Source organism: Raoultibacter timonensis (genome assembly GCF_900240215.1).
Taxonomy (GTDB): Bacteria; Actinomycetota; Coriobacteriia; order Coriobacteriales; family Eggerthellaceae; genus Raoultibacter; species Raoultibacter timonensis.
The window spans coordinates 1,827,948-1,839,195 of sequence record NZ_LT964679.1 but is presented as its reverse complement, the minus strand read 5'-3'; the positions used below and the strand labels follow the sequence as shown (position 1 = coordinate 1,839,195).

Below are 11,248 nucleotides of genomic sequence, written 5' to 3'. Positions count from 1 at the left end.
CCGCCGAGCTCGAGGCGCAAGAGGCTTCGCTGGCGGCCCCGCGCGCCTCGCGGTTCGAAACCGTCGGACGCGTGCCCCGCCTCGACGGAGTTGATCATACGCTCGTGCTCGAGGAGGAGGAGTACCGCCGCCGCCTCAAAGAGGAGCAGAGACGGCTTGCCGCGCTCGAGCAAGAAATGTACTTGGCGCGCATTCCCCTCATGGTCATGTACGAGGGGTGGGACGCCGCGGGCAAGGGCGGTGCCATCAAGCGCGTGGCACAGGCGCTCGATGCGCGGGCCTATACCATCTTCACGAGCCCTGCGCCCACCAAGCCGGAGCTCGCGCACCCGCACCTGTGGCGGTATTGGACGCGGCTGCCGAAAGCGGGGCATGTGGGAATCTACGACCGCAGTTGGTACGGGCGCGTGCTCGTCGAGCGGGTGGAAGGTTTCGCCTCGGCAACGGAATGGTCACGCGCCTATGACGAAATAAACGAATTCGAGCGCGAGTTGCAGAAATGGGGAGCGATCCTCATTAAATTCTGGGTGGACGTCTGCCCGGACGAGCAGCTCGCGCGCTTCGAGGCGCGCGAGGGCGACCCGGCGAAGCAGTGGAAGATCACCGAGGAGGATTGGCGCAATCGCGAAAAGTATCCGCAGTACAGAGCTGCTGTCGAAGATATGTTCCGCCTCACGTCGACGCCGTATGCTCCCTGGGTGGTGCTCGAGAGCGATGATAAGCGCTACGCACGCGTAAAGTCGCTTCAGATCATCAACGAAGCGTTAACAGAGCGCTTGCGCGAAAACTGAGACCGCGTTACTATTGTCGCTGTATTATTTTTCGACGCGCTCGGCACCGCGAGCCGGTGCTTGTACAAAGGGGTTTAGAGCATGGAAACAATCTTCGGGACTATTCCGATCGAGGCTGTCTGGGTCATCGTGGCCATCATCGTCCTCATCATCGTCGTCTTCATCGCGAAGGGTTTCTTCGACGAAATGAAGAAGTAGCATCGTGGCCATCGGCCGTGGATATTACGTACAGAACTGCATGTTGCGCCCTCATTTCGAGGGCGTTTTGCTTATCATGGAATCGAACCGAGAGAAGAAGCGTAGCGCAAAACCGATGCGCAACGCTTCTTAGTTTTACGCGAGCTGCTACCGAAAGGTCTTTATGGCTGATAACCGGCACAATCAAGACGCATCCCCGCGGGCGCGCCATGCCCAGCCTGACGCGAACTCCGGAATGCCGCCCGAAGCACGTCAGCAGAGCCCCTCGTCTCCCCGACAGCAACCGCGCCAAGGCGCACGGAACCAGCAGTACCGCGCGGGTTCGCAGGCGCGCGACCCCCGGCAGCAAGCGCAGGATCCGCAACCTGCTTCCCAGGGCGGCCGTGGCCGCCCGAGCGTGAACAGGCAGGCCCAGGCCGGGCAGCGCCGATCCGCTCAGCAGGGCAATGCGGCCGCCCGGGCGGGCGGCGCCCGCTACGGCAGCGATATCATCGGCAAGAAGGGCAAATCCGGCAAGAAGAAGGGCGGCCCGTGGCGGGTCGTTTTCTGGATCGCCCTCGTCGTGCTCATCGGGGCGCTCATCGCCTTGGGGGTTATCGCGTTCAGCTATTGGCAGGGGCAGGATAAGTACAACACCGTCGCATCGCAGGCGTTCGAGGAGCCGGCCGACATCGAAGGCGTAGCGCTTTCCGACGTCGTCATCGATTGGGACGCGCTTTTGGCCATCAACCCCGATACGGTGGGGTGGGTCTACGTGCCCGGCACGATGGTCAACTACCCGATCGTACACACCGACAACAACGACAAGTACCTCAAGACCGATTTTTACGGTGAGACGAACTGGCTCGCCTCGTACGGCGCCATCTTCCTCGCAGCCGAGAACACGGCCGATTTCTCCGATGCCAACAACATCGTGTACGGCCACCACATGAACGACGGCTCGATGTTCGCCCAATTCGCCGACTTCCGCGACGAGTCGGTGTTCAACGAGCACCGTACGGTCTACATCTTCACGCCCGAGCGCAACTACAAGCTCACCACGTTCTCGCTTGTGGTGGTCGATGCATCCGATCCGCTCGCCCAGCCCACCTTCGCCGACGCCGAAGAGCTGCAGGCCTACGTTCAGGACAAGATGGACCGTACCGTATCGGCGCCCGATCCCGCAACGGTGACGGCTGGGGAAGTCGAGAAGATGTTCGCGTTCGTCACCTGCGCCGACTATNGGCGGCGGGGGAAACGCGGGACGGTGTGCGCTCGCGTCCCCGGCGCCGCCTGTTCGGCCCCATATGCCCGCCGCGGGCGGTTCGGGGGTGTAGCCCACAGCCCGGTGCCCGCCAATGCCGCATCTGCGCAGGGCGAAGGCGATACGGGCGGTGCCATCGATCCCGAGGATGCCGCGGCGGCAGAGGGTGCCGCGGGGGCCGTTTCATGAGCGTGCCCGCGTTTTCCTGGGAGCGCCCCGACAGGCTCGAGGAGGAATGCGCCGTATTCGGCGTGTACGGGAAGGGCGAGGATGTTGCGCGCATGACGTGCTTCGGGCTGCAGGCTCTGCAGCACAGGGGCCAGGAGAGCGCCGGCATCGCGGTAGGCGACGGCGAGACCATCATGGTGGCGAAAGACCTCGGCCTGGTGACCCAGGTATTCGACGAGTCGACGCTTGCCGCTTTAGAGGGTTTCGTGGCGGTGGGCCACGTGCGCTACTCGACGAGTGGCGCGTCGGCATCGTGGGAAGCTGCGCAGCCGCATATCTCCGCCATCGACGACGTGCTCATCGCGCTCGCCCACAACGGAACGCTCGTCAACACCAACGAAACGCGCACGCGCCTCATCGACGAGGGCGTGCAGTTTCGCTCCGGCACCGATAGCGAGGTGGCTGCCAAGGCCATCGGCGTGGTGACCCGGAAAACCCACCATCTCCGCAGCGGCATCCGCCGCGCGATGGAAGCGCTCGAGGGTGCCTACGCCATGGTGCTCGCGAGCCCCGATTCGCTCTATGCGTTCCGCGATCCGAACGGTATCCGCCCGCTGTGCATCGGCAAGCTGCCGAACGATCGCGGCTGGGTGGTTTCGAGCGAGACCTGCGGCCTCGACATCGTGGGGGCCGAGTACGTGCGCGACGTCGAGCCGGGCGAGATCGTCCGCTTCAACGACGAAGGCATGCATTCGGAACAGGGCGTTGTCGCGGGAAGGCGCGCATCCTGCATCTTCGAATACGTGTACTTCGCCCGACCCGACAGCGTAATCGACGGCATGAGCGTGTACCAGGCCCGCCGCAACATGGGCCGCATCATCGCCCAGGAAGCCCCCGTACAAGCCGATCTCGTGCTCGGCGTGCCCGACTCGGGCGTGCCTCCCGCGATGGGATATGCGCACGAGAGCGGCATCCCGTACGCCGACGGCATCGTGAAGAACCGCTACGTCGGCCGCACGTTCATCGAGCCGACCCAGGCCATGCGTCAGCTCGGCATCCGCTTGAAGCTCAATCCGCTGCCTTCGGTCATAGCGGGCAAGCGCCTCGTCGTGATCGACGACAGCATCGTGCGCGGCAACACCTCGAAAAAGCTCGTCGACATGCTGCGCGAGGCGGGTGCGACCGAAGTGCACCTGCGCATCGTGAGCCCCGAGGTTTCGTGGCCGTGCTTCTACGGGATCGATACCGATACGCGCGACCAGCTCATAGCGGCCAACATGACCAACGAGGAGATGCGCGCGTTCATCGGCGCCGACTCGCTTGCCTTCATATCGCTTCAGGGTCTGCGCGATTCCATCCAGGCGAACCACGACGGGTTCTGCGAGGCGTGCTTTTCGGGGGAGTACCCCGTGGCGATTCCCGAATCGACGAGCAGGAAGAGTTTTCTGACCAAAGCGGATTTTGCGCAAGCTTCAGGATTGCAGTAAACGGCTTGCATCCAGGTGCAGGTCGAGGCTTTTTACAAGGAGATGAGATGACAGAGAGAATCACCGTAAGCGCCGTCGAGAGGGACGCCCCCCCCGCCATGCCGAGCTGGGCGCAAGACGCCACGACCTACGCCCAGGCCGGCGTCGATACCGCCGAGGGCGCACGAGCCGTCGATGCGATCAAGGGCGCCGTCCATGAAACCTATCGCGACGAGGTCATCGGCGATATCGGCGGATTCGGGGGCCTGTTCTCCATCGCAGCGGCGAAGAACATGGCCGACCCCATCCTCGTATCGGGGACCGACGGCGTGGGCACGAAGCTCAAGGTGGCCCAGCTGGCGGGCAAGCACGATACGGTGGGCATCGATCTGGTCGCCATGTGCGCGAACGATATCCTGGCAACCGGTGCCGAGCCGCTGTTCTTCCTTGACTACGTTGCCGTGGGCAAACTCAAGGCCGAAGCGGTGGCCGAGGTCGTTTCGGGCATAGCCGAGGGTTGCAAGCAGGCGGGCTGCGCGCTCATCGGCGGCGAGATGGCCGAGCATCCCGGCGTCATGGAGGCTGACGACTACGATCTGTCGGGCTTCTGCGTGGGCGTCGTCGATCGCCCCGAGATGCTCGATCCCAAACGGGTGCAGGCGGGCGACGTGCTGATCGGTCTGGCGTCGAGCGGTCTGCACTCCAACGGCTACTCCCTCGCCCGCAAGGTCTGCGTGGAGGACAAGACCCACTACGAGTTGCGCCTCGAGCGCGAAGAGCTCGGCGGGAAAAGCGTCGAGGAAGCGCTGCTCGAGCCCACGCGCATCTACGTCAAGCAGGTGCTGTCGGTGCTTAAGGCGCACCCCAAGGCGGTTCGCGCGCTCGCCCACATTACGGGTGGCGGCATTTCCGAGAACCTCGACCGCGCCCTGCCCGCCACCGTCGATGCAGAAGTAACGCTCGGCACATGGGAGGTGCCCCCCATCGCATCGTTCGTGTGCCGTGCGGCGAAGCTCGACGAGACCGAGGCGCTCAAGACCTTCAACATGGGGCTCGGCATGGTGCTCATCGTCGATCCGGCCAAGGCGGATGCCGTCGAAGAGGCGCTGCGTGCGGCTGGGGAGAAAACCTACCGTGTCGGGCGCATCGTCGAAGGCGAGGGCAAGGTCGTCTACGCCAACGACGGCGCCTTGTTCGCCGAAGCCGACGGGCAGTCCGACGAGGAGTAGCCCATGCGATTTTTGCTTGTACGGATGCTCGAGTCGAAAGGGAAGCAATGAGTGGGGGTTTGAACAGAGAGGCGGAGCCGCTCAGGATAGGCGTGCTCCTCAGCGGCAGCGGAACCAATCTGGCCGCCATCATCGATGCGATCGAGGACGGAAGCCTGAACGCCGAAATCGTCGTGGTCATCTCGTCGCGCCCCGAAGCCTACGGGCTCGTGCGCGCCAAAGAGCACGGCATAGCCACCTGCTCTCTCAACAAGGAGCTCTACGCCGATCCGGCAACGGCCAACGAGATCATCGCAACCGAGCTCGTGCGCGCTGGAGCCGAGTACGTGGTCATGGCGGGCTACATGCGCAAGCTGACCGACGAGGTGCTGCAGGCGTTCCCCGATAAGGTGCTGAACCTCCATCCGGCGCTGCTGCCCTCGTTCATGGGGGCGCACGCCATCGAGGAGGCTTTCGATGCGGGCGTGAAGGTCACGGGCATTACCGTGCACTTTGCGAACGCCGAATACGATAAGGGCCCGATCATCGCGCAGCGCGCCGTCGAGGTCCGCGAAGACGACACCCTCGAGTCGCTCGAGGCGCGCATCCACGAGGCGGAGCACGCGCTGTACCCCGAGGTGCTGCGCTGGCTCGCCGCCGGGCGCGTAACGATTACCGAAGATAGGAAGGTGCGCATCAGTGAATAGGGAAACGCTCACAAGGATCATCGAAGACCTCACCGAGGGGTTGACCCCCACGCTCACGGCCGAGGACTTCCCCTGCTTCTCCGCGGAAGCAACCGAGGGCAACGAGCACATCTCGCCCGACTATCTCGACATCGTTGCGGCAAGCCTGAACAAAGCCGACATCGCCACGTTCGAGCGTGCGGCGCGGGCCATGGACGAGGGCGAGCTCGCGTGGCTCGGATTCAAGGTCGTCTACGATCCTGCCGAAGCGGTCGCGAACACCGATAACGAGGTGACGAAGAAGTACGGCGATGTCGGTTCGGCCGACGGCGATCCGCTCGTGTTCTTCTGCAACGACGCGAAGCAGTGCGTCGCCTCGCGGGAGTGGTCGCCGCGCGATTTCTTCCAGATGAAAGACGTGACGCGCGGCCCTTCGATGCACAACGAGCAGTTCGAGGGCCTTACCTGGACAAGCGTGCCGCTGTTCGATTCGGTCCGCGTGTGGCTGCTCGGCGCGAGCGACGCTTCAAGCGAGGTCGCCGCACTTGCCGCGCACGTCGGCTTCGACGTGTGCGTGGTCGATTACGATCCCGCGTACGTGAGCGAGAGCCGCTTTCCCGATGCGCGTCGCATCGTGCTTTCGGGTGGGAACTTCGACGAGCTCGGTGCCGTCAAGGCCGATTCGTCCGATTACGTGTGCGTGCTCACGCGCGGGCACATGTTCGATCCCGAGGGCTGCATATGGGCGCTTGAGAACAACGTGCACTACGTGGGTATGATGGGTTGCGCCGGCAAGAACAGCCGCGTGTACGAGCTTGTGCGCGAGGCGGGCATGGCCGATGAGCAATGGGATCGCGTGAAGCGCCCGATAGGCTTGAAGTTCGGTGCGAAGACGCCGGCCGAGCTGGCCATAGCGATTGTGGCCGAGCTCGTGGACGTCAGGTACCAGCAAAGATACAGCGAAGAGGCCCGTGCGAAGCACGAAGCCAGTTTGGGAAGGAGCTAAGGTGGAAGATCCAAAGGTCAAGCGAGTACTCATCTCGGTTACCGATAAGAGCGGGGTGGTGGAGTTCGCGTCGGCGCTCGCAACCGAGTTCGGCGCCGAGATCATCTCGACGGGCGGTACGGCGCGCGTGCTTGCCGAGGCGGGCGTTCCCGTCACGCCGATCGACGATGTGACCGAATTCCCCGAGATGATGGACGGTCGCGTGAAGACCTTGCACCCGAAGGTGCACGGCGGGCTTCTCGCCAAACGCGACAACGCCGACCATATGGCCCAGGCGGCCGAGCACGGCATCGAGATGATCGATATGGTGGTGGTGAACCTGTACGCGTTCACGAAGACGGTCGATTCTGGCGCCGACTTCGCTACCTGCATCGAGAACATCGACATCGGCGGCCCCTCCATGCTGCGCTCCGCCGCGAAGAACTTCGAGTCGGTCGCGGTGGTCACGCGTCCGGATATGTACGATGAGATCCTCGACGAGATGCGCACCAACGGCGGTGCCACAAAGCGGGATACGCGTCTCGGGCTCGCTTTGCAGGTATTCGAAACCACGAACGCCTACGACGGGTCGATCGCCGCATGGCTGGCCGGACAGATCGCGGGCGAAGCGGATGCGAAGTTCCCCGCCCGCATCGATCTTGCGCTCTCGAAGGTGCAGGGGCTGCGCTACGGCGAGAACCCGCATCAGGAAGCGGCGTTCTATCGTCGCGATGCGTACAAGATGGCCGATCACAGCCTGGCGAATGCCCGTCAGCTCCAGGGTAAGGAACTCTCCTACAACAACTACCTCGACCTCGATGCCGCATGGGCTGCGGTCCGCGAGTTCGACGAGCCCGCATGTGTGATCGTCAAGCACCTCACGCCGTGCGGCGTATGCGTCGACGAGGATATCGTCGCTGCGTACAAGAAGGCCCACGAGTGCGATCCGGTATCCGCCTACGGCGGCGTGATGGCGTTCAACCGCCCCGTCACCTCCGACGTGGTGGTGGCTATTTTCGAGAACAAGCAGTTCGTCGAAGCCATCATCGCCCCCGAGTTCGCAGGCGATGCGCTCGCCATGTACGAAGCGAAGCCCAACGCGCGCCTGCTCGCCACGGGTGGCGTGAACCCTGCGGGCGGCGAAGTCGAGTTCCGCTCGGTCGAGGGCGGCCTTCTCTGTCAGGATTCCGATGCGGTTGCCGAAGAGCCGGCGTCGTTTACGGTTGCCACCAAGCGCCAGCCCACCGAGGCCGAGATGGAAGAGCTCGTGTTCGCGTGGAAGGTGTGCAAGTCGGTCAAGAGCAACGCGATCCTTCTGTCCAAGGGCCATGCAACGGTCGGCGTGGGCGGAGGTCAGCCCAACCGCGTGAACTCGGCGCACATCGCCGTCGAGCAGGCGGGCGAGAAAGCGAGGGGGGCGGTTGCCGCTTCCGACGCGTTCTTCCCGTTCCGTGACGGCCTCGACGCGCTCGCCGAGGCGGGCATCACGGCGGTCATCCAGCCGGGCGGTTCGATCCGCGACGAGGAAGTCATCGCCGCTGCCGACGAACAGGGCATTGCGATGGTGTTCACGGGGCATCGCCACTTCAGGCACTAGAGCCGTTGCATCGCCGCGTCGCAGCGGTTCGCGAAGCACGGGCGGGGGTCGGCTGCGAAGCATGCGGGGCATCCCGCCTTGGGCGCGGCAGGCGCTTTGTGCGACGGCATCAGGAGACCGGACCTTGCGTCCGGTCTCCTTGCGTTTCGGCCCCATGCAAAGCAACGCATGCGCTCGGCCGAGCGCATGCTTGCGGCCGACCTGCGTGCGCTTCGCGAACCGCTGCGACGCGGCGTCTTGCGTGCGCTTCGCGGATCTCCCCGGCCTTGCGGCGTCCTGCCCCGGCTTGTTGAGCACCCGTTGCTTGCCCGCAGCGGGATCGGGCAATACACTCGATGTATGGGCAAGGGCGTACAGAGAAGAGCCGTGTGGGTCCGCTCGCTATGCGGGCGTCTGCTCGCATGGGTGAAGCGCCCTTACGCGGGTCTGTTTCGCATCGCGTTTCCCGCTTTCGTTTTCGGCGGCGTATGCCTGGCCCTTCCCCCGTGGGTAGGCCTCATCCTGTTCGCCCCGCTCGCCGTTGCCCTCGGGTTCAAGACGGCGTTCGCGATTCGGGCGATCGTCTCGCTCGATTTGGTGACGCTCGTCGATGACGAGGGTCGCCCGTGCCTCGATACGCAAGCCGATCGTCTGCAGCGGGCGTGGGCTCTCGGAAGCGCGGCCATCGTCTCGGCGGTTTCGATCGGTTTGGTCGCCCGTGCGGTATTCGGAACGTTTCCCCAGATCGTCATACCCGACGCCATAGCAACCTACCTCACGTTCACGGCGGTGCTCGTGGGCGGGTTCCTCCTGTTCTACTTCCTGGCGCTCCGGTTCGACAAAACGGTGCTGCGCGGGCTTACGAGCATCACGGTCACCCTGCCTGCGTTTTTCATCGTGGTGGTAGTCGCGAGCATCCTTCTTTCGTGGGCGATGAAGGCGCTGACCGCCCTGGGCTTTTCTGCCGAGGGCATGCTGCAGAGCGGATTCGATTGGCTCTACGAGGTGCAACGCATCCTCGGTATGGCAACCGATTACTTCCTGAAGCAGGATTCGATCATCATCGCAGCGTCCATCGTGCTTGCGGCGCTCTTGCTGCTGCTCTACACCTATTCGGTGCCGTTCTACTGGATGCGGAGCGTCTCGCGCTGGCTCAAGGGCATCAGCCTCGTGGCGGCGGCTTTCGGTGCCGCGGTCATCGTGTTCGCCGGCGTCTGGCTCGTCGACGTGCAGCGCTTCGCCGCCGAGAGCGCGTCGGGCCAGCTTGCCTCGGCCATCGATTCGAGCGTGCTCGACAGCCAATCGAGTTCGCTCGCCCAGTACAAATCGGATGACCTCATAGCGCTCATCAAGGCGTTCGTGCTCCCGTACACGGTCGGCGTGTTCGTAGCCAACGCGGTCGTCGCGTTGCGCAAGGGGAAGGCGAAAGACGTATCGAACGCCATCATCGACAAGTTCGCCGCCGACGGCGCGGTCGACGAAGACGAGCTCCCCGCTTTGAAGAGGCGCTACCTCTATTACGGGGGGAGCCAGACGCTCTGGGACATCGCTTTGCGCTCGATCGGCCACGACATCCCCCTGCCGCACCCGTTCGCACCGCGCAAGCTCACGATCAAGGAGCGCATTACCGGGGAATTGGCGGATCCGGCACCTGCCGCCGACTCCGATGCGAAAGCGGCTGCGGAGTCGGGTGGAGATGCGGCTTCCGACTCCCGCTAGGGCGGTTCCTCCTCCGCCTTCCGCCAACCGCCTTCCACCAACCGCCTTCCGCCAACCGCTTTCGCTCCGCTGTCCGCCAACCGCCTTCGTGCGAAGTTTTCGGACTCTTTTCGGCATCGAAGAGAATTACGACCTGCGGTTATGCGATCAATGAGGGCAAAACCAGACTCTTTTTCGTCGCATAACTCGCCTTCGCGGACATCGGAGGCGCCGAGGCCAACCGGGCACCGAGGCCAACCGGGCACCGAGGCCAACCGGGCGGGCGGAGCAACCGGGCGTCGTGGTCAACCGGGCGTCGCGGAAGGCGTAATCGCGCATCGCTTGGCCCGCCGGACCGAATCGCCGGCCGGACGCATCCGTCGCCCGCGCCCCCGATGCGGTTCGCTCTCGGGTGATCTATGTCGGGCGCGTGTAGATTTCCTACATAACGGCAACAGCGGGTCGGTTCGCATCACGCTATCCTGATCGCGTTGCGTATAGTGGGAGCATGAAGAAATCCGAAGCATTGCGCATTCTCGGCCTCCAAGACGGGGCGACCGACGATGAGATCAAAAAGGCCCATCGTGTCAAGGTGATCGAGCATCACCCCGATAAGTACGCCCAGGATCCGGAAAAGCATGCGTGGGCGGAAGAGCAGACCAAGCGCATCAACGAGGCGCGCGATGTGCTCATCTCGCGCAAGTGGGAGCCCGAGTTCGGACGCGGCCCCTACGCCAATCCCTATGGCAATCCCTACGCCGGCTCGCCTTCGCGCGGGCAGGGGGCGGGGGGAACGCCCGGTTCCTCGAACCCGTACGGCGATCCGTTCCAAGGTTGGCCGTTCGGCGCAGGACAGGGCCAGACCACCTGGGTTTGGACATCATGGGATGCCGCGACGCAGGCGGGAAACCCCTTCGATCCGTTCGGAGCCGCCCGGCCGCAGAAGACGCCCGCCGAGAAACTGGACGAGGCGCAGAAGAACCTGCGCAACGAACTCGGCGTCATCGCCATCAAGCTTGCGTGCCTTGCGGTACTTGGCGTGCTCGCCTCGCTCGCATCGGGTTTGTTCCTCTACGTTGCCGCCTCGATCATCTACGGTTTATGGAAACGGCTCGGGAGCTGCCTCGTGGCGTTCTTTTTCCCGATCGCCCTTGTCGGGGCGCCGTTTTTGATGCTCATCGCACCGCGTGCGGGGGCCGTTACGTTCGGGCTCGCGATCTTCTTTGCGC

The 11,248-nt window shown here is 64.0% G+C and carries 9 protein-coding genes; all 9 read left to right on the top strand.

Annotated features, from left to right (window positions below; translation table 11 throughout):
* The coding region (locus C1722_RS17395) for a polyphosphate kinase 2 family protein (RefSeq protein ID WP_425319349.1) at window positions 1-791 on the top strand (791 nt) is incomplete at its 5' end.
* A 361-nt stretch (window positions 792-1,152) separates the two neighbouring features.
* Entirely contained in the window at window positions 1,153-2,421 is a 1,269-nt protein-coding gene (gene srtB, locus C1722_RS08175) for a class B sortase (RefSeq protein WP_244902496.1), read from the top strand.
* Complete coding sequence (gene purF / locus C1722_RS08170) at window positions 2,418-3,887, top strand: amidophosphoribosyltransferase (RefSeq protein ID WP_102378787.1); 1,470 nt, start codon at window positions 2,418-2,420, stop codon at window positions 3,885-3,887. Before srtB ends, purF begins: the two co-directional genes overlap by 4 nt.
* Before the next feature lie 47 nt (window positions 3,888-3,934).
* A complete protein-coding gene (gene purM / locus C1722_RS08165) occupies window positions 3,935-5,095 on the top strand; it encodes a phosphoribosylformylglycinamidine cyclo-ligase (RefSeq protein ID WP_102378786.1) in 1,161 nt (386 codons plus the stop codon).
* Window positions 5,096-5,142: 47 nt separating this feature from the next.
* Window positions 5,143-5,781 carry a phosphoribosylglycinamide formyltransferase gene (purN, locus tag C1722_RS08160; protein WP_102378785.1) on the top strand — a complete coding sequence of 213 codons (639 nt, stop codon included), beginning with the start codon at window positions 5,143-5,145 and terminating at the stop codon, window positions 5,779-5,781.
* Window positions 5,774-6,766 carry an XdhC family protein gene (locus tag C1722_RS08155; RefSeq protein ID WP_102378784.1) on the top strand — a complete coding sequence of 331 codons (993 nt, stop codon included), beginning with the start codon at window positions 5,774-5,776 and terminating at the stop codon, window positions 6,764-6,766. Before purN ends, C1722_RS08155 begins: the two co-directional genes overlap by 8 nt.
* 1 nt (window position 6,767) lies before the next feature.
* Window positions 6,768-8,342, top strand: coding sequence for a bifunctional phosphoribosylaminoimidazolecarboxamide formyltransferase/IMP cyclohydrolase (purH, locus tag C1722_RS08150; RefSeq protein WP_102378783.1), 1,575 nt, complete (start codon window positions 6,768-6,770; stop codon window positions 8,340-8,342).
* Between the two features lie 339 nt (window positions 8,343-8,681).
* Window positions 8,682-10,040 carry a hypothetical protein gene (locus C1722_RS08145; protein ID WP_180995097.1) on the top strand — a complete coding sequence of 453 codons (1,359 nt, stop codon included), beginning with the start codon at window positions 8,682-8,684 and terminating at the stop codon, window positions 10,038-10,040.
* 487 nt (window positions 10,041-10,527) lie between these two features.
* A partial coding sequence (locus tag C1722_RS08140) for a J domain-containing protein (RefSeq protein ID WP_102378782.1) occupies window positions 10,528-11,248 on the top strand: 721 nt, incomplete at its 3' end.